The organism is Gemmobacter sp. LW-1 (assembly GCF_001303875.1).
GTDB classification, from domain to species: Bacteria; Pseudomonadota; Alphaproteobacteria; order Rhodobacterales; family Rhodobacteraceae; genus Gemmobacter; species Gemmobacter caeni.
In genome coordinates, this window is the sequence record NZ_LJSC01000025.1 from 37,687 (window position 1) to 62,851 (window position 25,165).

The following is a 25,165-nucleotide window of genomic DNA, read 5'->3' on the forward strand; positions in this document are numbered from 1 at the left end:
TTTCAAAGCCGGGCCAGCCTCCACCGGCCCTTGCGGGGAACACGATTCGCTGAAAAGCTGACATGAACCTGTCACCAGCGATGAAAACTGCGGCAATGCGCTTTCTTCTTGTCGAGGATAACGACGATCTGGCCCATTCGGTCGCCACACGGCTGGCGCTGGACGGGCATGCGGTGGACCGTGCGGCGAGAATCGCCGACGCCGAGGATTGCCTCGCTGCCGCCAGCTATGATCTGATCCTGCTGGATATCGCCCTGCCCGATGGCGATGGCCGCGACTTTCTGGTGGCCCAGCGCCGCGCCCGCCGGGATACGCCGATCATCATGATGACCGCCCGCGCCGCCGTTTCGGACCGGGTGGATGTGCTGGACCTTGGCGCTGACGACTACATCACCAAACCCTTCGACTTTGCCGAGCTGGAGGCCCGCTGCCGCGCCGTGCTGCGGCGCCGGGGTGGCGCCTTGCAGACGGTGCGCGACTATGCGGGCGTCACCTTCAACCCGTTGACCGCCACGGTCAGTATCGCGGGCGAAACACGGGAACTGCGGTCACGCGAATTGCGGCTGCTGGAAATCCTGCTGTCCGCGCCCGAGCGGATCTTCTCGAAGGCGCAGCTTTGCGACCGGCTGTTTTCCTATTCCGAAGCCGTGTCAGAGAACGCGATCGAGGTCTATGTCGCCCGCCTGCGGAAAAAACTGGAAGGCTCTGCCGCCCGGATCGAGACGCTGCGCGGCGTCGGTTACCGGCTGACCGGCGAATGACCGGGCGCATACGCTGGCGCATGCCAAGGGCGCCTCTGTCGCTCCGGCAGCGGCTGCTGTTACAGCTTCTGGGCATCGCCGCGATGCTGGCGGTGTTTCTGTATTTCACGGTCCGCACCGTGGCCGGACAGGCCGCCGAAACGACACAGGATGGCATTCTGGGCGCCGCCACCACGGCCATCGCCGAACAGTTGCGCGCGGGCACCGAACAGGTGGAAATTGACCTGCCCTACGATGCCTTCTCGGTGCTGGGCTCGATTTCCGAAGACAGGGTGTTCTACCGCATCGACGTGGGCGGCGAGACAGTGACCGGCTATGACGACCTGCCGCTGCCGCCCGAGGCTTCGGGCAAGGTCGGCCCGCAGTTCTATACCCGCCCCTTCCGCGACACCGAGGTGCGCATCGCAGCCGTCACCCGTCAGGTGGTGGTTGCAGGTCAGGCCCTGCCGGTTCTGGTGCTGGTCGCCCAGACCCGGCTGGGGCAGGACGCGATTGCCGAACGCATCGCCAATCGCGCGGCGGGGCTGGGGCTGGGGTTCTTCACCCTGGCGCTTCTGCTGTCGCTGATCGCGGCAGGATCGGTTCTGGCCCCCATCGACCGGCTGGCCGAGGCGGTGGCCCGGCGCGGGCCGGAGGATCTGCGCGCCGTCGATGCCAGCACCCCGCGCGAACTGGTGCCACTGGTCGGTGCGCTGAACGGCTTCATCGCCCGGCTGCGCGCCGCTCTGGGCCGGACAGAAACCTTCATCACAGAAGCCGCGCATCACATCCGTACTCCACTGGCCACTGTCCGGGCACAGGCGGAAATCGCGCTGCGGCAATCCGATAACGAGGCGACGCGCCAGACTCTGCGTGGCGTGATCCGCGCGGTCGAGGAAAGCGCGCGGTCCGCCACGCAGTTGCTGGATCACGCCATCGTCGTCTATCGGTCCGACAGGATGACCTCGGACGCGCTGGATTTCGGCGCGCTGGTCGCGGGGGTGGTGGCCTCCATCGAACCCGCCGCCTCGCTGAAGGATGTCGACCTGCGGCTGTCACCCGCACCGCAGCCCCTGCCGGTGACGGGCGACCGGGCGCTGCTGGAAAGTGCGGTGCGCAATATTCTGGACAATGCAGTGAAATATTCGCCCGAGGACAGCGTTGTCCGTCTGTCGCTGGCGGCTGAGGACAACCGCGCGGTGCTGCGGGTCGAGGATCGCGGGCGCGGCCTGTCGGGCCTTGACCCCGCCAGCCTTTCGGGCCGCTTTCGCCGGGGTGGCAATGTCGCCGATGTGGTGGGTTCGGGCCTTGGCCTGACCATCGTGACCGAAGTCGCCGCAGCCCATGACGGGCGGTTCAGCCTGATGGAACGTGAAGGAGGGGGCGTATGCGCCGAATTCTCTGTGCCCTTGCAGTAATCCTTTCGCCTCTCTGCGCCGCCGCCTTCCCGGTGGAGGAGGAACACGTCTTCCCCGGCACCGGCGCAGGGTCCGAGTTGTGGATTCTGTCCACCACCGACACTGAATATTTCGCCCCGCTGCTGACCGCCTTTCAGGCGCGCCATTCGTCGGTGACGATCCGCTATACCGTGACCGGCAGCGCCAGTGTCTACACTGCGGTGGCCGATGAGGGCGTGGCCTGCGATCTGGCGATTTCCAGCGCGATGGACCTGCAGATGAAGCTGGCAAATGACGGCTTCGCCCTGCCGCATGCCAGTGCCGCACAACTGCCGGACTGGGCGCAATGGCAGGATCGTATCTTCGGCTTCGCGCAGGAGCCGGTGGTGCTGGTCGCCTCGCGCAAGGCGCTGGAAGGGCTGGCCCTGCCCCGCACCCGCCGTGATCTGATCGACCTCCTGCGCGATCATCCCGGCCGGTTCGAGGGCCGGATCGGCACCTATGACCCGCTGCAATCCGGCGCGGGCTATCTGTTTGCAACGCAGGAGGCGCGGCAATCCGACAGTTTCTGGCGACTGGCCGAGGTGATGGGTGCCAACCGCCCCCGGCTTTACGCCAGCACCAAGCCCATGCTGGACGATCTGGAAACCGGCACACTGGCGCTGGCCTATAATGTGCTGGGCAGCTACGCCGCCACCCGCGCCGCGCATGACCCGGATGTGGCGCTGATCGAGTTCGAGGATTTCACTCTGACGCTTTTGCGCACCGCGCTGATCCCGAAAGACGCGCGCAACCCCGAGCTTGCAGGCATGTTCATCGACTTCCTGCTGTCACCCGAAGGCCGCCGCCTGTCCGGCCAACAGGGGGGTCTGCCGCCGGTCAACGAGGCCGCACTCGTGCAGACCCCGCGCCTGCGCCCGATCCGGCTGGACCCCGGCCTGCTGGTCTATCTGGACCGCGTCAAGCGCCGCGCCTTTCTGGAGGAGTGGGCCGCGGCAGTGAAGCAGCCGTGAAAGCCCGCCGGATGATCCTTGCCTTGTCCGGAGCGGTTTGAAACAGTTTGGCGGTCCGGCGGGCGTTCATCGCGCCGTCACGTCACCGAAGCAGCCTGCCCGCGCCGGGTGCATGTCTCGGATCGGAGCTTTTGCCATGAACCGTCTTTGCCGCCGGAGTGCGGCCTGTCTTGCCTTGCTTCTGTCAGCCCAGCCACTGATTGCACAAACCACCGATGCCCTGCTGACACCCGAACAGATCACGACACTGGAGGGGGCGGAGGCCGATCTGCGCGCGCGGCTGGCCCCGCACGCCGACGGTCAGGACGCCGCCGCCGTGGCCGATTTTCTGGCGGTGATCGACGGGAATCGCCTGCCGATGCCCGACCGGCTGAGCCTTGCCAATACCCCCTGCAGGGTGCGCAGCCTTCAGGTCACCGCCGATATCGCGCTTGGGTATCCGTTCTTTCCATGCAGCTTCCGGCAGGAGGGTCCGGCCGGGCTGGTGTTTCAGAAAGATGCAGGCTCCCAGCGCCGGCTGGGGCTGGTTCTGCCCGGCGCGACCGGAACGAACTTTGCCTTCCGGGGTGGCAGCTATTTCACCGGCGAGGCCCCGCGCGGCTACACTGGCGACCCCGAAGCCGGAACAGACAGTCTGGGCCTGATGTACCGGGGCGGGCCGGATCTGTATTACATCATCTTCGCGCCGGTCGACGGGCGCGGAGAGGTTTATGAAATCCTGACGCAGTAAAGGGCAATGACATGACCACCGGCTTTCTGGCACTTAACGCCGGGTCTTCCTCGCTGAAGGTGGCCCTGTTTCCGGCAGAGGGGGACACGGCCCTGCTGACCGGCCAGGCCGAGCGGATCGGGCCGGAAGGCCGTATGGTTCTGAAGGATGCCACCGGCGCGGAACTGACATTGCCGCCCGGTGATCTGTCCAGCCATGAAGGCGCGCTGTCCATGGTGATCGGCACGGTGAAACAGCACTTCCCCGGCCTGCGCATGGCCGCCGTGGGCCACCGGGTCGTGCATGGCGGGCTGGATTACGTCCAGCCGGTTGTCGTGACCGATGCCGTGCTGGCAAAGCTGCGGATGCTGGAGCCTTTCGCCCCGCTGCATCAGCCCCACAACATCGCGGGTATCCGAGCCGCCATGGCCGCCTTCCCCGATGTGCCGCAGATCGCCTGTTTCGACACGGCCTTCCATCGTGGCCAGCCCTTCGTGAACGACACTTTCGCCATTCCGCACCGTTATTACGAGGCGGGCGTGCGGCGCTACGGCTTTCACGGCCTCAGCTATGAATATGTCACCGGAGAATTGCGCCGTCTCGCGCCGCATCTGATGGAAGGGCGCGTCGTTGTCGCGCATCTGGGCAATGGGGCCTCGATGTGCGCCATCCATCGCGGGCGCTCTGTTGCCTCCTCGATGGGGTTTTCCGCGCTGGACGGATTGCCGATGGGCACCCGCTGCGGCCAGATCGACCCCGGCGTCCTGCTGTACATGCTGGATCGCGAAGGGTTGAATACCGCTCAGATCCGCCAGATCCTGTACAACGAATCCGGTCTTCTGGGCCTGTCGGGCGGGCTGTCGAACGACATGCGCACGCTTGAAGCCGCCGACAGCCCCGAAGCCCATCGCGCCATCGACTACTTCGTATTCCGCGTACAGCGCGAACTGGGCGCCATGGCCGCCGTCATGGGGGGAATCGACGCACTGGTCTTCTGCGGCGGCATCGGGGAAAACTCGCGCAGCGTCCGCCGCCGGATCTGCGAGCGTCTGGGCTGGATGGGGGTCGAGATCGACCATGGCAGGAACGCAGAAAGCGCCACGGTCCTGTCATCCGAGTTTTCGCGCACCACGGTCATGATCATCAACACGCATGAGGAACTGGTGATCGCCCGTGCCGCCCGCGCTGCCGTGGGGATTTCGGCGTCCTAGTGCCGCTTCGGCAGCCGACACCAATTCGTCATCTGGCAGTCACCGCACCCTTACAACGCGGGTGTTAGCTGCGGCGCAGGATTTCCGCGCCGCACCAGCCTGCGGCGCCTGCCGGAGGGTACATGCCATGAATGCTGTCCATCCCGTCCGTCGTGCCCGACAGATTGAAGAGATCGTGCCGGTCATCTCGGTCGTGGTGCCGCTGCATGACGAGGCGGCCAGCATCGCGCCACTTACCGCGCAGATTCTGGAAATCCTCGCCGGGCAGGCGTTCGAACTGATCCTTGTCGATGACGGTTCGGAAGATGAAACACGGGCCGAACTGTTGCGGCTGGCCCGGCACGAGCCGCGCATCCGCGTGCTGGGGCATGACCGGGCGGCAGGGCAATCGGCGGCGATCCATTCTGGCGCGCGGGCGGCGCGCGGCCGTATCGTGGCGACGCTGGACGGGGACGGGCAGAACCCGCCGGTCAACCTTCCGGCGCTGATCGCGCCCCTGATGGACCCGCGCCGCGACCCGGCGCTGGCGCTGGTTGCCGGTCAGCGCATCGGGCGCCGCGATACGCCGGGCCGTCGGCTGGCATCGCGCTTTGCCAACGGGTTGCGCGGCTGGCTGCTGGGCGACAGGACGCGCGACACCGGCTGCGGGCTGAAGGCGTTTGACCGCGCCGCCTATCTGGCACTGCCCTATTTCAACCACCAGCACCGCTTTCTGCCCGCGCTGTTCCTGCGCGATGGCTGGAAGATCGCACATGTCGATGTGACCCATGCACCGCGTCTGGCCGGGCGGTCGAAATACACCAATCTCGGGCGGGCGCTGGTCGGGATCACCGATCTGGCGGGCGTTGCCTGGCTGATCCGCCGCCGCAAACGGGTAACCCCGCACGAAATCGCCGCCGGGGCCGGAGCATGAGCCGCGAGGCGGTCTGGGCCGCCCTGCACGTCACCGACTGGACCGAGTTCACCTGGGTGATGATCGGCCTTGGCGGGCAGCTGATGTTCACCATGCGCTTTCTGGTGCAATGGATCGTGTCGGAACGCACGCGCCGGTCGGTCATCCCGGTGGCCTTCTGGTATTTCTCGATGGCCGGGGGTGTGGTGCTGCTGAGCTATGCGCTGTGGCGGCGCGACCCCGTGTTCGTGTTCGGGCAGGCGACGGGGCTTGTCATCTATTCCCGCAATCTTTGGCTTATCCATGCTGAAAAGCACCAGCCTGCCCAAAGCCGCGCCTGACTGCCTGCAGGCGGCGTTGCTGGCCATTGCCGCGCTGACACTATGGCGGCTGGGCATGCTGGCCGCGATGCGGACCGAACTTTGGACGGATGAATCGCAATACTGGCTATGGGGGCAGTCGCTGTCCTTCGGCGCCTATTCCAAACCACCGCTGATCGGCTGGCTGATCCGTGCCACGACCGAAGTTGCGGGCAACACGCCCTTCGGGGTGCGTCTTGCGGCGCCTGTGCTGCATGGGGTGACGGCGATGCTGGTCATGGCGCTTGCAGCGCGGCTGACCAATGCGCGCGTGGCGGCACTGGCCGGACTGACCTATGCGACCATGCCCGCAGCCACGCTGGGCGCGATGATGATGACGACCGACACACCGCTGCTGTGTGCCATCGCGGCGGCGCTGCTGATGCAGCACCGGCTGGCCGCGCGCGCTTCGACCGGCGATGCGGTGTTGCTGGGGCTGGCGCTGGGGCTGGGGTTCCTGTCGAAACATGCGATGCTGTTTGCCATGGCCGGGATGGCTATGGCCGCGCTGGTATCCCCGGCATGGCGGATCACCCGCCGCGATGCGACAATAGCCGGGGCGGTTGCCCTGTTGCTGGCGCTGCCGAATCTGCTGTGGATCGCCAGCCACGGTTTTGTGACCCTGCATCATCTGGCCGAAGATGGCGCGGCGCAGGGTTTTGGCCTGCATCTGTCTGGTGCTGTCCGCTTTTTGGCCGAACAACTCGCGGTGATGGGGCCGCTGGCCTTTCCGGCCTTCCTGCTGGGTCTGCACGCGCCCCGCCCGCCACTGCGCGGCGCCGTGACGGTGGCGCTGGTGATCCTTGGCATCGTCACGCTTCAGGCGCTGACCAGCCGGGCGCTTGCAAACTGGGGCGTGGGCTTTACGGTCACGGGCAGCATCATCGCCGCGCACTGGCTGGAGCGGCACCGGGCAGTGGCCCTTGCCTCGCTGGCGCTGGGTGCGGCGGTGGCGATTGCCCTGCCGCTCATCGCCACTTTCGGCACCGGCTGGCGGATCGGGGACGGGCCGCTGATCCTGTCGCGCTATCTGGGCCGGGCCGAGGTCAGCCGGCGCGCAATGGATTTCGCAACGCGCAATGGCGCCGCCGTGATCGTGGCCTCGGATCGTGGCCTGCTGGCTGATCTGAGCTGGCAGAGCCATGGCTCCGGGCTGGAAATCGCCGCCATCCCGCATGACGGACCACCCCGACACCACTGGGACCTGGCGCTGCCGCTGACTGCTGCTCCGGGCACACTGGTTGTGCTGTTGATGCAAGGGGCGGAGCCACCCGCCTGCGCCACCGGCCCGTCTGGCCACTGGATCGCCGGGCCAGGCTTTGCCGAGGGGCGACAGATGTCGCTGGTCCTGACCACCCCCGAATGCCTGACGGAGGCCAAGGATGACTGACCCCACCCTCGCCCGCCTGCATCATGCCGCGCTGATTGCAACGCTGGTTGTGCTCTGCCTGTTCAGCGCCGAACCGGCACTGGATATCGCCCTTTCAAGCCGGTTTCTTGATCCGCAAGGCGTTTTCGCCCTGCGCGGAAACCCCGCCATCACCACACTCAACGACAGCCTGCGCTGGGGGTTGACCGCTTTTGCCCTTCTGGCGGTGGCTCTGCCAGTGCTGGCACGCACGCGCGGCTTCACACCGCGATCCGGGCTGGCCGGCTGGCATTTCCTTGCGACCGTGTTCGTCATCGGCCCCGGCCTGATCGTGAACGGCATCCTGAAAGCCTATGCGGGACGTGCCCGTCCCGCTGACATCATAGAGTTCGGCGGGACGCGACAGTTCACCCCCGTCCTGCAAATCAGCGACCAGTGCAGCCAGAACTGTTCCTTCTCCTCGGGTGAGGTCGCGATGACGGCGACTTTCGCCTTTGCCCTGTTGGCCCTGACATGGCCGCATCTGCCGAAACCGCGCCGGTGGCTGGCCGTCGTCGCTGCTGCCGCGCTGATCGGGGCAAGCCTGCTGCTGCGCGTCGGCATGGGGCGGCATTTCACCTCGGACGCGCTGGCCTCGGTCGCCATTTCGGCCTTCGTGGTGATGGGCGGCTACCGGCTGTTCAACCTTGGCACCGCGCGGCACCAGATGACGTGGCAGGCGATCCACAGTGATGGGCTGGCACTTTCCGGGCATCTGCAACGCCGGTTTCAGCGCCTCGCCGCGCAGATGCGCCGCCTTTTGCCACTGGTGACGGCTGAAAGGCGCTGATGCGCGGAACCGCAAGAAAGTGTCACACGACTTGCACCCAGGGGGGTTAGGCCCTATGTGGACCGCTCTTGTCCCTTTTGGCCCCGGGGGGGATTCTTGATGATCCAGACGCCTTACTACCTGATTGATCGGGCGAAGCTTTCGCGCAACATGGAAATCATCGACCGGCTGCGCGCGCAGTCCGGCGCCAAGGCCCTGCTTGCGCTGAAATGTTTCGCTACCTGGCCGGTGTTCGACCAGATGCGCGAGCATATGGACGGCACGACCTCCTCCAGCCTTTACGAACTGCGGCTGGGACGCGAGAAGTTCGGCAAGGAAACCCACGCCTATTCCGTTGGCTGGTCCGACCACGAAATCGCCGAGGCGGTAGGCTATGCCGACAAGATCATCTTCAACTCCATCGGTCAGCTTGAACGCTTCGACAATCAGTCGGCAGAGATCGAACGCGGGCTGCGGCTGAACCCGCGGTTCAGCACTTCGGGCTTTGATCTTGCCGATCCGGCCCGCCCCTTCAGCCGTCTGGGCGAATGGGACCAGAAGAAGATCGAAACCGTGATGGACCGTATCTCGGGCTTCATGATCCATTACAACTGCGAGAATGCGGATTTCGACCTGTTCGACACGCAGCTTGCCCGCATCGAGGATGAGTTCGGCGACCTGCTGAAACGCCTGAAATGGGTCAGCCTCGGCGGCGGCATCCACTTCACCGGCGAGGGCTATCCCGTGGACAAGCTCGCCGCCCGGCTCCGCGCCTTTCAGGATCGGTTCGGGGTGCAGGTCTATCTGGAACCGGGCGAGGCCGCGATCACCAATTCCGCCAGCCTTGAAGTGACGGTGATCGACACGCTGAACAACGGCAAGGATCTGGCCATCGTGGATTCCTCGGTCGAGGCGCACATGCTCGACCTGCTGATCTATCGCCAGTCTGCGAAGATGGAGGTCGCGGGCGATCATCCCTGGATGATCTGCGGCAAATCCTGCCTTGCGGGCGATATTTTCGGCGAGTTCAACTTCCCCACACCGCTGTCGGTGGGCGACCGGCTGTCGATCGCCGATGCCGCAGGCTATACGATGGTGAAGAAGAACTGGTTCAACGGCGTGAAGATGCCCAGCATCGTCGTGCGCGAACTGGATGGCTCGCTGAGCCTGAAACGAGAATTCGGCTATGCCGACTACGAGAGCAGCCTGGGCTGAGACTCTCCCTTCCCTCTGTCCTTAAAGGAGACGGTTCGAAGTGAAACGGAACGTGTTGATCATCGGCGCCGGTGGCGTGGCTCAGGTCGTGGCGCATAAATGTGCGCAACACAATGACCGGCTGGGCGATCTGCATATCGCCAGCCGTACGCGGGCGAAATGCGAGGCGATCATCGCCAGCGTCCATGAAAAGAACGCGATGAAGGTGCCGGGCACTTTCGCGGCCCATGCGGTCGATGCGATGGACAGTGCCGCCGTCGCCGCGCTGATCCGCGAGACCGGCGCGCAGATCGTGATCAACGTGGGTTCGGCCTTCGTGAACATGACGGTGCTGGAAGCCTGCATCGAGACCGGCGCCGCCTATCTGGACACCGCGATCCACGAAGACCCGGAAAAGATCTGCGAAACGCCGCCGTGGTATGGCAACTACGAATGGCAACGCCGCGACCGCTGCAAGGCGGCCGGTGTGACCGCGATCCTTGGCATCGGCTTTGACCCCGGCGTGGTGAACGCCTATGCCCGCGTGGCTGAGGGGATGCTGGACAAGATCACCTCCATCGACATCGTGGACATCAATGCCGGGTCGCATGGCAAATGGTTCGCCACCAATTTCGACCCCGAGATCAACTTCCGCGAATTCACCGGCACGGTCTATTCGTGGCAGAACGGCGGCTGGCAGTCGAACAAGATGTTCGAGGTTGGCCAGACCTGGGATCTGCCGGTTGTGGGCGAACAGAAAGCCTATCTGACCGGCCATGACGAGGTGCATTCGCTGTCGGCGCGCTACAAGGATGCCGATGTGCGGTTCTGGATGGGCTTTGGCGACCATTACATCAACGTGTTCATCGTGCTGAAGAACCTTGGCCTGCTGTCGGAACAGCCGGTAAAGACCGCCGAGGGGCAGGAGGTCATTCCGCTGAAGGTGGTGAAGGCTGTGCTGCCCGATCCGGCCAGCCTCGCGCCGAACTATACCGGCAAGACCTGCATCGGGGACGTGGTGAAGGGCGTGAAGGATGGCCAGCCGGCCGAGTTGTTCATCTACAACGTCGCGGATCACAAAGAGGCGTTCGAGGAGGTCGGCTCGCAGGGCATCAGCTATACCGCCGGTGTGCCGCCGGTCACCGCCGCGCTGCTGATTGCCGATGGCACCTGGGATGTGGGCACGATGGTCAATGTCGAGGAACTGGACCCCAAACCCTTCATCAACCTGCTGAACACCATGGGCCTGCCGAGCCGCATCAAGGATGCGCAGGGCGACCGCCCGCTGGAGTTCTGAAATCCGAAAGGCCCGGTCTGAACGCCGGGCCTTTTGCTTATCGCCGCATCATCGCCAGCCGGATTAGCGCGCGTTCCATCAGTGCCATGGCAGGTGCGCGCGAGGCGGACCGCAGCGTCAGGTCGGTTTCCACCAGCAGCGCCAGCGCATCCTCCAGCCGCCGCGCGCCCCAGCTTTCGGCCTGACGCATCGCCCGATCCTTGCGCGGACCGCGCAGCCGGAACGAGGCCGGGCCGCGCGGATCAACCGCCAGCGCGTGCAGATTGCGGAAATGGCGCATGGCAAAGATGCATAGCGTGACGGGCTGCACCCCCTGCCCCTCCAGCCGCCGCATCAGCTGCCCCACGGCAGCGCCCCGCCCTTCGGCCACAGCCTCCACCACATCATCTACCTCGGCATCCACCGTCGCCGGGGCCATGGCGATCACATCGGCGGGCGTCAGCGGCGTGCCGTCGCCCCATTTATACAGCGCGATCTTCTCGACTGTCTGGCGGAAGTCACCTGGATCAAGCTCTTTTGCCAGCGACAGAAGATCGGTCATCGCCTCGGGCGCGATGTCGCGCAGGCCGCTTTTGCCCAGCGTGCTCTCGATTTCCTCGCGTGAGGGGGGGTCGTCATAGATGCCAAGGCAGCGCGCCGTCGGATGCGATTCGAACAGCTTCACCAGCGCCGATTTCGCAGTCAGCCCGCCCGCGGTCACCACGATCTGCGCGTCACCGGGACGCCAGTCGCGAAAAGCCTCGGTCACCGCCGGGGCGATGGTGTCGGTCGCTTCCTCCACGAAGACCACGCGCGGACCAGGAAAGAAGCCCTGCGCCTTCATCGCATCCATCAGAAGCGCCGGTTCCTTGCGCACATCACCGCCCGAGAGGCGCGCGAGCCGCATCTCAGCCTCGCCCTCCGGTCCGATCAGCGCGGCAATCGCCTCCTGCCGCCGCAGCGATACGCGCATGGCGTCCTGCCCGTACAGCAGCAGCCCCGCCGCCGCCGGATCGGGCTTGGCACAATAGGCCGCCCCCGCCGCGCCGGTCAGCTTCACAGGAAGCTTCCTGCCGTCGCCAGAAGCCGCGTAACGATCTGGTCAGCCAAAATCCGCATCAGGCGATAGGCCGCATCCTCCTCCGCCGCCAAACCGGCGACGGTGGATCCGGTCGCCGACCAGGAGGTGAAGCTGGCTGCCGTGCCTTCGGCCAGCGGTGTGCCCGCAGCATTTTTCACCACCCAGTCCACCGTGCCGCGCAAATTATAGCGCGTCGTCGCGTTCTCTGGTGTAACGCCGACACCGATGCTTTCGGTGCGGATGGTGTAGGACAGCCGATAGCGGTCGCCCTGCGGGCGTCCCAGCCGTTCCTCCAGCCGCTCGACCAGATCGAAGCCGTTCTTGTCGGACGGCGCATCGACGCGGATCGCGCCTTGCAGCGCGGCGGCAGGTCCGCCCGGCGCATAAGCCGGGGTGAAGGTGCAGCCCGTCAGGGCCGCACCGGCGAGCGTGATGAACTGGCGGCGTTTATACCACGACATTGATGATGCGCCCCGGTACGACGATGATCTTCTTCACCGGCTGACCGGCCAAGAACTTAACCACATCCTCGTTCGCCAGCGCGATCTTTTCAACCTCTGCCGCCGCCATATCCTTCGGCACGCTGATTTCCGCCCGCCGCTTGCCGTTGATCTGGATCGGCAGCGTCACGGTATCATCCACCAGCAGCGCCGGATCGGCCTTGGGCCATGCGGCCTGCGCGCAGAGGCCTTCGCCCCCCTGATATGACCAGATGGATTCCGCGATATGCGGGGTCATCGGCGACATCAGCTGCGCCAGCGTGCGGATCGCCTGTTTCATCACCGGAGTCGAGGCATCGGCCTTCGCCAGCACATTGGTAAAAGCGTAAAGCCCGGCGATGGCCTTGTTGAAGGCAAAGCCGTCAATGCCCTTCGTCACCTCATCCACAGCCTTCGCCGTGGCTTTCAGCAGCGCCGCATCGTCCTTGCCCTGATGATCCGCAGGCAGTTCGCCGATGCGGGAACACAGGTTCCACACACGGGTCAGATGCTTGAAGGCCGCCTCCGCGCCCGAGGCCGTCCATTCCACGTCACGCTCCGGCGGGCTGTCCGACATGACAAACCACCGCGCGGTATCGGCACCGTAAGAGGCGATGATGTTCATCGGATCGACGACATTCTTCTTGGATTTCGACATTTTGGCCGAGGGGATGACCTCGACCGCAGTCCCGTCCTTCAGCGTGGCGCCGGCCTCGCTGCGGATGATGTCCTCGGGCAGGTGATAGACCGGGCGGCCCTTGTCATCGGTGGTCTTGTAGATCTCATGCGTCACCATGCCCTGCGTGAACAGCGCATTGAACGGCTCGCGTGCCTTGGCGGGCAGGTGGCCGGTCTCGTTCATCGCGCGGGCGAAGAAGCGGCTGTAAAGCAGGTGCAGAATCGCGTGCTCGATGCCGCCGATATACTGATCGACGTTCATCCAGTAGTCGGCGTCCTCGGCCACGGTCGGGGTGGTGGCGCGGGGCGCGGTAAAGCGGGCGTAATACCAGGACGAATCGACGAACGTATCCATCGTATCCGTTTCGCGCCGGGCCGCCGCACCGCATTTCGGGCAGGTCGTCGTGGCCCAGGTCGGGTGGCGATCGAGCGGGTTGCCAGGCTTGTCGAAGCTCACGTCATAGGGCAGCTCGACCGGCAGGTTTTCCTTTTTCTCAGGCACCACGCCACAGGTCGCGCAATGCACGACCGGAATCGGGCAGCCCCAATAGCGTTGCCTGGACACGCCCCAGTCGCGCAGACGGAACTTGGTGACGCCCTGGCCAAAGCCCTTGGCCTCGGCCAGCGCGATGGCCTCGGCCACACCCTCGTCGCCGGTCATCGGCTTGTTGCCCGCGATACCGCGAACATATTGAACCCGCTCGGATTTCATCGGCACAAAGGCTTCGGTCAGCGGCGCGTCCTCCGCCCCTTCCGCCACATAGACCGCCTTGATCGGCAGCCCGTATTTGGTGGCGAATTCGAAATCGCGCTGGTCATGCGCCGGGCAGCCGAAAATCGCGCCGGTGCCGTAATCCATCAGGATGAAATTGGCGATCCAGACCGGCAGTTCCCAGTTCGGGTCCAGCGGATGCTTCACGCGGATTCCGGTATCCATGCCCAGCTTCTCGGCGGTTTGCAGGGCTTCCTCGCTGGTGCCGATGCGGCGGCATTCGGCGACAAAGGCCGCGATCTGCGGATTGGTCTTTTCCAGTTCCTTCGCCAGCGGGTGATCCGGGCTGATCCCGGCGAAAGAGGCGCCCATCAGCGTGTCGGGGCGGGTGGTATAGACCTCCAGCCGGTCAAAGCCCGCCGGCGCCGCCACGGTTTCAAAGCCGAACTGCAGCCCGCGCGACTTGCCAATCCAGTTGGCCTGCATCAGCCGCACCTTCTCGGGCCAGTCCTTCAGGCCATCCAGCGAATCCAGCAGATCGCCCGCCATGTCGGAGATCTTGAAGAACCACTGGGTCAGCTCGCGCCGCTCCACCACGGCGCCCGACCGCCAGCCCTTGCCGTCGATCACCTGTTCGTTGGCCAGCACGGTCATATCGACCGGATCCCAGTTCACCACCGCCGCCTTGCGATAGACCAGACCCTTTTCCATCATGTCGATGAACATGGCCTGCTGCTGGCCGTAATATTCCGGGTCGCAGGTGGCGAATTCGCGGCTCCAGTCGATCGACAGGCCCAAGGGCTTCATCTGTCCGCGCATGTCGGCGATATTGCCGTAGGTCCAGTCCTTGGGATGGCCGCCACGCTCCATCGCGGCGTTCTCGGCGGGCATCCCGAAGGCATCCCAGCCCATCGGATGCAGCACCGAAAACCCGCAGGAAGATTTGTAGCGCGCCACCACATCGCCCATCGTGTAGTTGCGCACATGGCCCATGTGGATGCGCCCCGAAGGATAGGGGAACATCTCAAGCACATAATATTTCGGCTTGGCCGCATCGCGCCGGGCGGTGAACACCCCGGTCTTATCCCAGGTTTCCTGCCATTTCGGCTCGATCTGGCTCGGTTCATAGCGCGACATGCTGGCCTCATCTCATCGGTTCGACGCGCGCGAATTAAACCGACCGGGCCGGAACAGTCCAGCCCGCGCAGCTTTCACCCTGATTCAAATATCCCGGGGGAGTCGCGCCAAAGGCGCGGCGGGGGCAGCGCCCCCACCCTGCGGCGTCACAGACGGCTGTCGCGAACGCGGATTTCCCGCGCGCGTGTCAGAATCGCATCCTCGACCGCGCGCTGGGTCTGCGGCGAGACGGCGGCACCACCGCGCCCCTGCAACGAGACGCGCAGCGAACGCGCATCCAGCGCAGGGTCGCTGATATAGATCGTCGCACGATAGGCGCGACCGCCGCCGGGCGGCGTGCCATAGCCGGTCACGATGACGCCGGTGAAGGGGTCGACCGATTCGATAGGCAGGAAATTCAGCACATCCAGCGAGGCCTGCCACAGATAACGGTTCACCTCGACCGTGGTATTCGGATCGGCACCGCCGCCGAACAGATCCCAGATCTTCCGCTGACGGGTCTCGTCCGAAATCTCACGGGTTGCCACGGTGCTGCGCTGCTTTGCCTTGGGCACCACGGCTTCGGTCTGCGAATGATCCACCGACCTGGCCTTGCCACTGAACAGGCCGGAACCGCCGCTGCCGATCCCGCCACAGGCCGCAAGGGCAAGGACCAGACTGCCGGACAGCGTAAGACGCGCAAGGCTGGGCAAGGACATTCGCTACTCCCGTCGATATAAAGGCTGTCTAGCCGAGCGCCCCGGACCGGACAAGGCTTTTCCCGCCTTCGGCTTTCTCGTGCGGGCTCGCGCGTTCGCGCGAGGGCATCTTGCCCTTCCCGTGGCAGGACTGTGACATTGGTGCACCATACACCGCCGTGTTTCCCGACGGGCCGCCACAGCCGATTGCAATTCGAGGCCCAACGGCAGAAATAGAGGCCATACCCAATTCGGATTCCCCTGAGTTGGGCCGCACCTTTGAGTCAACGAGGGAAAACGATGAAAAAGATCCTTCTCGCCACCACGCTGCTGGCTTCGACCGCCACCGTGGCTTCGGCTGAAACCGGCGTGACCCTGTCGGGCTACGGCCGCTTCGGTCTGACCTACCTCGACACCCGCGCTGTCGAGACCCAAGTGACGACCCGTCTGCGTTTCAACATCGACGGCAAAACCGAGACCGACTCGGGCGTGACCTTCGGTGGCCGTATCCGCATCCAGCACACCAACGGCGCGACCGCTGCGACCGCCAACGCTGCGATGCTCTACGCTTCGTTCGAAGGCTTCCGCGTTGAAGTCGGCAACGTCAACACCGCGTTTGACTCGGCTGGCCTGATCTATAACGCCGAAATGGGCTTCGTGGACTCGTCGTACGGCGACCCGCAAGGTGCGTTCTTCGCCTACGCTTCGGGCGCTACCCCGGCCAACTACACCGGCGTGTTCGCTTCGTACTCGATGGGTGACTTCACCGGTCGTATCTCGTACGTGAACCCGGACCAGACCGTTTCGGGCTCGACCGAAGAGCTCTCGGTGTCGTTCGACTACGCTTCGGGTCCGTTCGCCGTGTCGCTCGCCGCCTACCAGGACGGCGCTGGCCTTGCCAATAACGACGGCTTCTTCCTGGGTGCTGCGTACACCATCAATGACGCTGCCACCGTTGGCCTGAACTACATCGACGAAGACTCGGCCGGTGGCCGCGTTGTGACCCTGTACGGCAACTACACCATGGGCGCCACCACCCTGCGCGCCTACGTTGCTGACCTGGACGTCGCCGGTGCTGACACCGCTTACGGCCTCGGCGCTGACTACGACCTCGGCGGCGCTCGTCTGTCGGGCTCGATCCAGTCGGGTTACGCTGGCGAGACCTGGGCTGACGTCGGCGTTCGCTTCGACTTCTGATCCCACGATCAGTCAGTTAGGAAAGGGCGGGGTAAACCCCGCCCTTTTCCTTTTTGGCTCCGGTCATGCCGGGGCCTTTTCTTTTTTCCCCTGCTGTGGCCATCTGCGGCCAAAGACGGAGGCGGCGATGGGTCTGACGGAAATCAAGTCACGGGTAGCAGTGGCAGAAACAGCGGCAGGGCGCCCGCAGGGTGCGGTGACGCTGATCGCCGTGTCGAAAGTGCAGCCGCTGGAACGGGTGATTGCCACGCTGGAGCAGGGGCAGCGTATTTTCGGCGAGAATTATGTTCAGGAAGCTGCCGGGAAGTGGCCAGATCTGCGCAGCCGCTTTCCCGGCACCACGGTCCATATGATCGGCCCCTTGCAGACCAACAAGGCCAGGCTGGCGTTCGATCTGTTCGATGCGATCCACACGCTTGACCGGCCGTCGCTGGCGGACAAGCTTTCCCGGCTCGCACAGGCGCAGGGGCGCTGCCCCATGCTTTTCGTGCAGGTGAATACCGGGGCAGAGCCGCAGAAGGCGGGCATTCTGCCCGATGACGCCGATGCCTTTATCGCGGATTGTCGCGCGAAGGATCTGCCGGTCGCGGGCCTCATGTGCATTCCGCCCGAAGATACGGACAGCACGCCGCATTTCGTGCACCTGGCCGAAATCGCGGCCCGAAATGGGCTCTCGCAGCTTTCCATGGGAATGAGCGGCGATTTCGAGGCTGCGATTGCCCATGGTGCCACTCATGTGCGTGTCGGCAGCGCGATCTTCGGCGCTCGCAGTTACGCCTGACGCCTAAAGCAGATGTCCCGATTTCGCGGCTTTCGTCGCCAGATAGCCGCGATTTTCAGGCGTTTCCCCGACGCGAAGCTGCACACGTTCGGTCACACGAAGACCCTGCCCCTCCATCATGGTGATCTTGCGGGGATTGTTGGTCAGCAGCCGCACCGCTGAAAACCCCATGGTCTTCAGGATGCCCGCGCCCAACCGGAAATCACGTTCATCATCTTCGAATCCCAGCCGGTGATTGGCTTCGACCGTATCGAAACCCTGATCCTGCAAGGAATAGGCCCGCATCTTGTTGGCAAGACCGATCCCCCGGCCTTCCTGATTGAGGTAAAGCAACACCCCTGCGCCCTCGGCCCCCATCTGCGCCAGCGCGGCGCGCAGTTGCGGGCCGCAATCGCATTTCAGGCTGCCGAGTACGTCGCCGGTGAAACAGGCCGAATGCAGGCGGGCCAAAACCGGCGCCTTGCGGTCCGGCTGCCCGATCTCGATGGCATAATGTTCCTCGCCGCCGTCCTCGGGACGAAAGATATGCACCCGCCCCGCCGCACTTGCGACCATCGGCAGGCGGGCCGAAACGACCTCGGACAGCGGCGAGGCGCGGTCCAGCTCCACCGCCGCTTCTGCAATGTCGATCACCGTCAGATCGGCGGCACGCGCCAGGGCAGCACCCTGCACCACCGGCACCACCACGACCGCAGGCAGCAGACGTGCCGATTTCGCCAGGGCGATGGCCGCGCGGTGCAGGCCCGGCCTGCCCCCCCGGATTTCGTGAAACGGTCCTTTCATCGGCAGGCGCAGGTCATCGGCCGGATCGGCCATGGCCGACAGCCAGTCCAGCCCCGCGTCGGCGGGCAAGGCCAGCCGCGCCAGATCGCCGTCGTAAACCCTGATCTTCAGCGTCTCCGCCCGCCGGACGGTCAACGCAAGTTCCGGCTGGCCCAGACGGCGCAGCTCCTCCAGCCGCGCGGAGCCAAGCGACTCGACCGGCACCGCGACCGCTGCGGCCTCGCCTTCGGTCAGCATCACGGGAACGCCCATGCGCAGATCGCCGCGCGCGCGGGCAAGCCGTTCGATGATGCCGGGGCCGGCGATGGCGGGGGTGCTGGTCATGCTGCGTCCTCTTGCGCCCTATGTAACGATCCGGGTGGGAAAGTGAAACATTTCCCCCCGTTGCGACACGAGGCCGTGACTCCTTCGTCGCAAATCTTGCCGGAACCGTGAAGGGGGCTCATGTGTTGGGCAAGCAACCACGGAGGCCGCACGATGGCAACGCTGCGCAAAATTCTTCTGGTCGACGACGACGACGATCTGCGCGAGGCGCTGAGCGAACAGCTTGTGATGACCGAGGATTTCGATGTTTTCGAAGCCTCTACCGGCCTTGAGGGTCTGGAGAAAGCCAAGGGCGGCGGGCATGATCTGGTGATCCTCGACGTCGGCCTGCCCGATACGGACGGGCGCGAACTGTGCCGCCGGATGCGCAAGGCGGGCGTGAAATGCCCGATCATGATGCTTACCGGACACGATACCGATGCCGATACGATCCTCGGGCTTGATTCGGGCGCAAATGACTATGTGACCAAGCCGTTCAAATTTCCTGTGCTGCTGGCCCGCATCCGGGCGCAGTTGCGGCAGCACGAACAATCCGAAGATGCGGTGTTCCAGCTTGGCCCCTATACGTTCAAACCGGCCCAGAAGCTTCTGGTGGACGAAAAGGAACGCAAGGTTCGCCTGACCGAGAAGGAAACCAATATCCTGAAGTACCTTTACCGCGCGCAACAAGGTGTTGTGGCTCGGGATGTGCTTCTCCACGAAGTCTGGGGTTATAACGCGGGGGTTACCACCCACACACTTGAAACCCACATCTATCGTCTGCGCCAGAAGATCGAGCCGGACCCCTCCAATGCACGTCTGCTGGTGACCGAATCCGGCGGATATCGGCTGGTCGCTTGACCAGTTGGAAAAAAATGGGCGACGATGGTCTTATTGTTGCCGGAATGCGTGATTATATCATGCGACAGGTTCCCCTCGCCGCGTCGGGGTCATGACGCGGCATCCTCCCTGTTGGACTAGGCCGGGCAATGCCCGGCCTTTTTTTTCCGAACAGATGTGATACAATCTATGGATGTGCTTCGAGGTGGCCTTTTCGCCCGATTCACATTCTCCCTGTTGGAAGCCTGGCCGGGCCTTGTGCCCGGCGTCTCTTCCGCCCGACAATTCCGCAGCGGCATTTGCTGGTGATGTTGGAATCCTGCATCGCGCATCCTACATATGATCAGGTGTCTGCGGCGCTTTTGCCCGAGGAGGTCCGGTGTCGATGCGATTTTCCCTTGTCTGTCTTGCCCTTGCGGGCACGACCCTTCCAGCGGCGGCGGAAAGCCTGTCCTTCACGCTGTCGAATCAATCCAATGCCGATCTCACGGAATTTTACGCCTCGCCCGTGGGCACAGAGTCCTGGGAGGAAAACATCCTGTCCACCGGCGCCTTGCCCGCCGGAGCCAGCGGCGACATCACCATCGCCGAAGCCAAGGGATGCGAATATGACTTCCGCATGGTCTTCGCCGATGGCGACGTGCTGGAAGACCGCAGCAACATCTGCGACAGCGGCGCCTATACCATCCAGTGACATCCTGGCCAGCCATCATGGTGCCTGACACCGGCGGGGCCGTTCCGGCGCTTTACGTCACGCGCCGCGCCGCCTAGACAGGTTGGCGAAAGGAAACCGCCATGCCCTTTACACTTGCCACCTGGAACATCAATTCGGTCCGTCTGCGCGAGGCAATCGTCTCGCGGCTGATGCAGGAGGAGGCGCCCGACGTCCTTTGCCTGCAAGAGATCAAGACCCCGATCGACAAATTCCCCCGCGAGGCGTTCGAGGCGCTTGGCTACCGCTATATGGTTGCGCGCGGGCAGAAGGGCTATAACGGCGTCGCCATCCTGTCGCGCCTGCCGCTGGAAGATGCGGGCGACCGCGATTTCGCCGCGCTGGGTCATGCCCGGCACGTTGCCGCGCGGCTGGAAAACGGCGTGACGGTGCACAATTTCTATGTACCCGCCGGCGGGGATATTCCCGACCGTGAGGCCAATGTGAAATTCGGGCAGAAGCTGGATTTCCTGACCGAGATGCGCGACTGGGCTCATGCGGAAAAGCCGTCGAAAGCCATTCTTGTCGGCGACCTGAACATCGCCCCGCGCGAGGATGACGTCTGGAACCACAAGGCCCTGCTGAAAATCGTCAGCCACACGCCCATCGAGGTAGAGCATCTGGGTGCGGCGCAGGACGCCGGTGGCTGGGTGGACGTGACCCGCAAGGATATCCCCGAAGGGCGACTTTATTCGTGGTGGAGCTATCGCTCCCCCGACTGGGATGCCGCTGACAAGGGCCGCCGGCTGGACCACGTCTGGGCGACGCCCGATATTGCGGGCGCCGCGCATGGCAGCCGCATTCTGCGGCCCTGCCGGGGCTGGGAGCAGCCCTCGGACCATGTGCCGGTCTTCGCCACCTTCGACCTGTGATCACCGCTCGGGCGGAGTGAAGGTCAGCCCGTAGGCAGCATAGGCGGCGGCGATACGCCCGTCGGCCAGTGCCGCCGCAACGGCATCGTCCAGCGCATAGGCAAGGTCGCGGTGGCTTTGATGAACCGCGATACCGACGGTCCAGCTTGCCAGGGCAAAGCCCGCCAGCGGCGGCTGATGCACAGCGATCCCTTCCGTCGCGCCATATTGCAGTTGCGCGCGAGGGCCCATGGCCGCCATGACCTCACCCGCCGCCAGCGCCTTCATCGCCTTGGCCATATCGGGAAAGCGATGGATGTTCGGCCCGATCTGCCCCCCCGGAAAGGCGGTCAGATAGAAGTCAGAGATTGAATCATTCTCCACCGCCACGGTGTCAAAACGGAAATAGGCGGGCACCGGCCCGCCTTCATGCCGGGGTTTGTCGGAAGGCACCGCATCCGGATAGGCGTCAAGCCGGTAGGCAATGGCCACCTCTTCCTTGGCATACTGGCCGGTAAAGACCACCTGTTCGACAAGGCAGGTGAACTCGCTGTTGTAGGGCACCCGCATCATCACATTCGATACGGGCTCCTTCTGCACGGTGCCACGCCAGATGTAGGACATCAGATCGGTCTGCACATTCTCGCCCGCCTGCACGAAGCGATATTCCGGCTTCACGCCCAGCCCCTCGGCCAGAATACGCCCGACCTCGACATCCACGCCGCGCGGCGTACCCGCGTCATCCCAGCTGTAGGGCGGAAAATCCTCGTAGACCGCAATGTTCAGGGTTCCGCGTGCAACGATATCGTCCAGCGTCTGCCCGACATACTGGCGCGAAGTGTTCTGCGGGCGGGCGCCCGGCGCCACACCTTCGCAACGGCCAAAAACGGGTGCGGCGGCGAGGCTGAAAAACCCCGCCGCCAGCCCCGCAACAAATGCGGAACGCCGATCCATGTCAGTGTGCCGCCGAAAGCCCGACCGTCAGCGCGTCGGCCGCATGTTTCGCCCCGAGGTCAGAGCCGTCCAGCAGCTTCGCCGCCCGGCTCGCCGCGCTGTCCGCCACCGGCGCCCCGGAGGCCGTCTTGACCTCGACGGCAATGGCTCCGAGTTCTTCTTTCAGTGCCGGTTGATCCGCCCCACCGGCCATCAGCGCGTCGCGGATCGCTGTCAGCCGTGCGGAATGGCCATCCAGCGCGCCATCCTCGGGCCGCGTCTCGATATAGGTGCGGATCGCCCAGCCTGCCTTCTGGCCCAGGACCTCGCCAAATGCCGGCATCTTGGTCACGCCGTCCTGGGTATAGCCGTGCTGGAACCGCTCCATGAACCATTCATCGCCATATTCCTCGGCCTCCAGAAAGCGCAGATCAGGGGCAAGACCGCCCGAAACCGCGCCGAGGCCATGGCAGCGCGCGCAGTTCTGATTGAAGGCGCTGTCGCCGATCTCGACCGCCTTGGCCCAGACCTCGTCCCCTGCCGCCGCTGCACGATAGGGATTTTCGGTCAGCCATTCCTCACCCACATCGGGCAGCGCATCGGTATTTACCGGCTGCGGGGCCACATCGCCGTGGGCAAAAGCCATGGTCGCAAGCCCCGCGAGGGCCACAGCGGCAACGAAGCCGCGGGTCATGTTCGTCATTGCGCATCCTCCCTGAGCACTTGAGCCGAGCTAACCCGTCAATGCCGCACCGCGGTATTGGACTTTCGTGCAAAGCGGCAGGGTCTTGCGACCAATGTCCAATACCCTCGGGCCGTCCCGCCGCCCAACATCCCTCTCAGGGAGACGAACGATGCCGAAAAAGACCTTGTGCCGGGTGGCCGTGGCTGCCGTGAGCGGCTTTTGCCTGATGCCCGCCAGCCGCCTGCACGCCGAGCCTCTTGCCGTCGAGGTCGTCTATCTGCGCCAGCAAGAAATGCGCCCGCCTGTGCTGTCGAACCTTGATCCGGTGCCGGAAGATCTGGGCATTGCCGGCGCCGAAGTCGCAATGGCCGACAATGCCACCACCGGCAAATTCCTTGGCCAGACCTATACGTTAAACGTGATCGACATTGCGCCGGAAGGCGATCTGCCCACCGCCGCGCGCGACGCGCTGGCCGGGGCCGGGCTGGTGCTGGTCGACGGCACCGCCGCCGAAATTCTGGCCGTGGCGGACATGCCAGAAGCCGCAGGCAAGCTGCTGTTCAATGTCGCTTCGGGGGACGAGGCGCTGCGGTCCGCCGATTGCCGGGCCAACCTGTTGCACACAATCCCCGAGGATGGTGCGCGCACCGATGCGCTGATGCAGGTTCTTGCCGCGAAACGCTGGTCAAAGCTGGCGATGATCACTGGGCCGAAGCCCGCCGATCTGGCCTATGCCGATCATTTGCGCCGGTCCGCCGCCAAGTTCGGCCTCACGCTGGTGGGTGAAAAGGCGTGGAGCTTCGACACCGACCTGCGCCGCGCCGCCACGGTTGAACTGCCGCCCTTCACGCAGGATCTGCCCGACCATGACGTGCTGCTGGTGGCGGACGAGACCGACGATTTCGGCCGTTATGTGGAAAACAACACATGGCTGCCCCGGCCCATCGCCGGGTCGGAAGGGCTGGAGCCGCAGGGCTGGACGCATGTGATGGAACAATGGGGCGCCGTGCAGTTGCAGAACCGATTTGAACAGACGGCGGGCCGCGACATGCGCAGCCGCGACTATGCCGCCTGGACCGCCGTACGCGCAATCGGCGAAGCTGTTACCCGAACCGGCAGCGCCGACCCCGCCACCCTGCGCGATTACATGCTGTCCGATGCGTTCCAGCTCGACGGATTCAAAGGGCGCGGGCTCAGCTTCCGGTCGTGGAACGGCCAGTTGCGCCAGCCCATCGCGGTGGCCAATGCCCGCGCGCTTGTGACGCTCGCCCCGGTCGAGGGGTTCCTGCACCAGCGCAACGAAACCGACACGCTTGGCCTCGACGAACCGGAGAGCCAGTGCCACGCCTTCACGGAGTAACCCGATGCGCCGCCTTGCTGCTGCCCTGCTGCTGACTGCCACGCCGCTGATCCCTGCCCCGATCCATGCCGGAGAAATCTGGGTCACCAATGAAAAGGATGACACGGTCAGCGTGATCGACACCGATACGCTGGAGGTCATCAAGACCTATCCCACCGGCGAGCGCCCGCGTGGCGTGACCTTCTCCAAGGATTTCAAGCGGCTCTACATCTGCGCTTCGGATAGTGACACCGTGCAGGTGATGGACCCCGACACCGGCGAGATCCTGCATGACCTGCCGTCGGGCGAAGACCCCGAACAATTCGTGCTCGCCCCCGATGACCGGCATCTCTACATTGCCAACGAGGATGATGCGATCACCACGGTCGTCGATACCGAAACCCGTCAGGTGGTGGCGCAGATCGACGTGGGGGTGGAACCCGAAGGCATGGCCATCAGCCCCGATGGCAAGATCGCCATTACCACCTCTGAAACCACCAATATGGCGCACTGGATCGACACGGCGACGCACAAGCTGTTTGCCAATACGCTGGTCGACAGCCGCCCGCGTCATGCCGAATTTACCGCCGATGGCAGCCAGCTTTGGGTCAGCGCCGAAATCGGCGGCACGGTCACGGTGTTTTCGGTGGCCGACCAGCGCGAGCGGGGCAAGGTGCATTTCGCCATTTCCGGGGTGAATGACGATCTGATCCAGCCCGTCGGCTTCAAGTTCTCGCCCGATGGCAAGCGTGCCTTCGTGGCGCTTGGCCCCGCCAATCATGTCGCGGTCATAGACACCGCCAGCTTCGAGGTGACGAATTACATCCTCACCGGACGGCGGGTCTGGCATATGGCCTGGTCCCCCGATCAAAGCCAGCTTTTCACCACCAACGGCGTGTCCGGCGACGTGACGGTGATCGACGTTGCCAGCGAAACACCTGTCAAATCCATCAAGGTCGGCCGCTTCCCCTGGGGCGCGGCGATGCGGCCGTAACCTGGAAAGGAAATT

25 protein-coding genes are annotated in these 25,165 nt (G+C 64.5%); 18 read left to right on the forward strand and 7 right to left on the reverse strand.

The window, feature by feature from the left end:
* The first annotated feature begins 95 nt into the window (after positions 1 to 95).
* The 11 genes from AO684_RS03585 to AO684_RS03635 all read left to right on the forward strand — a co-directional run bounded on the left by AO684_RS03585 (position 96) and on the right by AO684_RS03635 (position 10,989).
* Positions 96 to 761 (forward strand): response regulator transcription factor, encoded by a 666-nt coding sequence (locus AO684_RS03585; protein ID WP_054301446.1) that lies wholly within the window; start codon positions 96 to 98, stop codon positions 759 to 761.
* Positions 758 to 2,158: a sensor histidine kinase gene (locus AO684_RS03590; protein WP_054301374.1), complete on the forward strand. Its 1,401-nt coding sequence runs from the start codon at positions 758 to 760 to the stop codon at positions 2,156 to 2,158. The genes AO684_RS03585 and AO684_RS03590 overlap by 4 nt, the downstream gene beginning before the upstream one ends.
* Positions 2,128 to 3,150 (forward strand): ABC transporter substrate-binding protein, encoded by a 1,023-nt coding sequence (locus AO684_RS03595; RefSeq protein ID WP_054301375.1) that lies wholly within the window; start codon positions 2,128 to 2,130, stop codon positions 3,148 to 3,150. The genes AO684_RS03590 and AO684_RS03595 overlap by 31 nt, the downstream gene beginning before the upstream one ends.
* A gap of 136 nt (positions 3,151 to 3,286) precedes the next feature.
* Positions 3,287 to 3,880, forward strand: coding sequence for a hypothetical protein (locus AO684_RS03600; protein WP_054301376.1), 594 nt, complete (start codon positions 3,287 to 3,289; stop codon positions 3,878 to 3,880).
* Between the two features lie 11 nt (positions 3,881 to 3,891).
* Entirely contained in the window at positions 3,892 to 5,070 is a 1,179-nt protein-coding gene (locus AO684_RS03605; protein WP_054301377.1) for an acetate/propionate family kinase, read from the forward strand.
* 127 nt (positions 5,071 to 5,197) lie between these two features.
* Entirely contained in the window at positions 5,198 to 5,983 is a 786-nt protein-coding gene (locus AO684_RS03610; RefSeq protein WP_082400704.1) for a glycosyltransferase family 2 protein, read from the forward strand.
* Positions 5,980 to 6,303, forward strand: coding sequence for a lipid-A-disaccharide synthase N-terminal domain-containing protein (locus AO684_RS03615; RefSeq protein WP_054301378.1), 324 nt, complete (start codon positions 5,980 to 5,982; stop codon positions 6,301 to 6,303). The genes AO684_RS03610 and AO684_RS03615 overlap by 4 nt, the downstream gene beginning before the upstream one ends.
* The gene (locus tag AO684_RS03620; RefSeq protein ID WP_082400706.1) at positions 6,266 to 7,711 is read left to right on the forward strand and encodes a glycosyltransferase family 39 protein; all 1,446 of its coding nucleotides are present in this window, start codon (positions 6,266 to 6,268) and stop codon (positions 7,709 to 7,711) included. Before AO684_RS03615 ends, AO684_RS03620 begins: the two co-directional genes overlap by 38 nt.
* Positions 7,704 to 8,519, forward strand: coding sequence for a phosphatase PAP2 family protein (locus tag AO684_RS03625; protein ID WP_054301380.1), 816 nt, complete (start codon positions 7,704 to 7,706; stop codon positions 8,517 to 8,519). Before AO684_RS03620 ends, AO684_RS03625 begins: the two co-directional genes overlap by 8 nt.
* A 99-nt stretch (positions 8,520 to 8,618) precedes the next feature.
* Positions 8,619 to 9,713, forward strand: coding sequence for a carboxynorspermidine decarboxylase (gene nspC, locus AO684_RS03630; RefSeq protein ID WP_054301381.1), 1,095 nt, complete (start codon positions 8,619 to 8,621; stop codon positions 9,711 to 9,713).
* 40 nt (positions 9,714 to 9,753) lie between these two features.
* Positions 9,754 to 10,989 carry a saccharopine dehydrogenase family protein gene (locus AO684_RS03635; protein ID WP_054301382.1) on the forward strand — a complete coding sequence of 412 codons (1,236 nt, stop codon included), beginning with the start codon at positions 9,754 to 9,756 and terminating at the stop codon, positions 10,987 to 10,989.
* Positions 10,990 to 11,026: 37 nt separating this feature from the next.
* Here AO684_RS03635 and holA read toward each other — a convergent pair whose 3' ends face one another.
* The 4 genes from holA to AO684_RS03655 form a co-directional block, all read right to left on the reverse strand.
* Positions 11,027 to 12,028 carry a DNA polymerase III subunit delta gene (gene holA / locus AO684_RS03640; RefSeq protein ID WP_054301383.1) on the reverse strand — a complete coding sequence of 334 codons (1,002 nt, stop codon included), beginning with the start codon at positions 12,026 to 12,028 and terminating at the stop codon, positions 11,027 to 11,029.
* Positions 12,025 to 12,510: an LPS assembly lipoprotein LptE gene (gene lptE / locus AO684_RS03645; RefSeq protein WP_054301384.1), complete on the reverse strand. Its 486-nt coding sequence runs from the start codon at positions 12,508 to 12,510 to the stop codon at positions 12,025 to 12,027. Before lptE ends, holA begins: the two co-directional genes overlap by 4 nt.
* Positions 12,497 to 15,055 (reverse strand): leucine--tRNA ligase, encoded by a 2,559-nt coding sequence (gene leuS, locus AO684_RS03650; RefSeq protein ID WP_054301385.1) that lies wholly within the window; start codon positions 15,053 to 15,055, stop codon positions 12,497 to 12,499. The genes lptE and leuS overlap by 14 nt, the downstream gene beginning before the upstream one ends.
* Positions 15,056 to 15,201: 146 nt before the next feature.
* A complete protein-coding gene (locus AO684_RS03655; RefSeq protein ID WP_054301386.1) occupies positions 15,202 to 15,753 on the reverse strand; it encodes a DUF3576 domain-containing protein in 552 nt (183 codons plus the stop codon).
* A gap of 279 nt (positions 15,754 to 16,032) precedes the next feature.
* Between AO684_RS03655 and AO684_RS03660 the strand changes: the two genes are divergently transcribed.
* Both AO684_RS03660 and AO684_RS03665 read left to right on the forward strand, forming a co-directional pair.
* Positions 16,033 to 16,929 carry a porin gene (locus AO684_RS03660; protein WP_054301387.1) on the forward strand — a complete coding sequence of 299 codons (897 nt, stop codon included), beginning with the start codon at positions 16,033 to 16,035 and terminating at the stop codon, positions 16,927 to 16,929.
* Positions 16,930 to 17,056: 127 nt separating this feature from the next.
* Positions 17,057 to 17,710, forward strand: a complete 654-nt coding sequence (locus tag AO684_RS03665) for a YggS family pyridoxal phosphate-dependent enzyme (protein WP_054301388.1) — start codon at positions 17,057 to 17,059, stop codon at positions 17,708 to 17,710.
* Between the two features lie 3 nt (positions 17,711 to 17,713).
* On the opposite strand, the gene ribA is transcribed toward AO684_RS03665, so the two are convergent.
* Positions 17,714 to 18,817 (reverse strand): GTP cyclohydrolase II, encoded by a 1,104-nt coding sequence (gene ribA / locus AO684_RS03670; RefSeq protein WP_054301389.1) that lies wholly within the window; start codon positions 18,815 to 18,817, stop codon positions 17,714 to 17,716.
* 153 nt (positions 18,818 to 18,970) lie between these two features.
* On the opposite strand from ribA, the gene AO684_RS03675 reads away from it, so the two are divergent.
* The 3 genes from AO684_RS03675 to AO684_RS03685 all read left to right on the forward strand — a co-directional run bounded on the left by AO684_RS03675 (position 18,971) and on the right by AO684_RS03685 (position 21,220).
* Complete coding sequence (locus AO684_RS03675; RefSeq protein WP_054301390.1) at positions 18,971 to 19,657, forward strand: response regulator transcription factor; 687 nt, start codon at positions 18,971 to 18,973, stop codon at positions 19,655 to 19,657.
* Positions 19,658 to 20,021: 364 nt separating this feature from the next.
* Complete coding sequence (locus tag AO684_RS03680) at positions 20,022 to 20,330, forward strand: hypothetical protein (protein WP_108128716.1); 309 nt, start codon at positions 20,022 to 20,024, stop codon at positions 20,328 to 20,330.
* 101 nt (positions 20,331 to 20,431) lie between these two features.
* Positions 20,432 to 21,220, forward strand: a complete 789-nt coding sequence (locus AO684_RS03685) for an exodeoxyribonuclease III (protein ID WP_054301392.1) — start codon at positions 20,432 to 20,434, stop codon at positions 21,218 to 21,220.
* Here the strand turns inward: AO684_RS03685 and AO684_RS03690 are convergent, their stop codons facing one another.
* Together AO684_RS03690 and pedF are read right to left on the reverse strand one after the other, a co-directional pair.
* Positions 21,221 to 22,153: a transporter substrate-binding domain-containing protein gene (locus AO684_RS03690; RefSeq protein ID WP_054301393.1), complete on the reverse strand. Its 933-nt coding sequence runs from the start codon at positions 22,151 to 22,153 to the stop codon at positions 21,221 to 21,223. It lies immediately after the preceding gene.
* 1 nt (position 22,154) lies between these two features.
* Positions 22,155 to 22,835, reverse strand: a complete 681-nt coding sequence (gene pedF / locus AO684_RS03695; protein ID WP_108128718.1) for a cytochrome c-550 PedF — start codon at positions 22,833 to 22,835, stop codon at positions 22,155 to 22,157.
* Positions 22,836 to 22,986: 151 nt separating this feature from the next.
* Here pedF and AO684_RS03700 point away from each other — a divergent pair, with 151 nt between their 5' ends.
* Complete coding sequence (locus AO684_RS03700; RefSeq protein WP_054301394.1) at positions 22,987 to 24,177, forward strand: ABC transporter substrate-binding protein; 1,191 nt, start codon at positions 22,987 to 22,989, stop codon at positions 24,175 to 24,177.
* 4 nt (positions 24,178 to 24,181) lie between these two features.
* Positions 24,182 to 25,150 carry a YVTN family beta-propeller repeat protein gene (locus tag AO684_RS03705; protein WP_054301395.1) on the forward strand — a complete coding sequence of 323 codons (969 nt, stop codon included), beginning with the start codon at positions 24,182 to 24,184 and terminating at the stop codon, positions 25,148 to 25,150.
* The last annotated feature ends 15 nt before the right edge of the window (positions 25,151 to 25,165 follow it).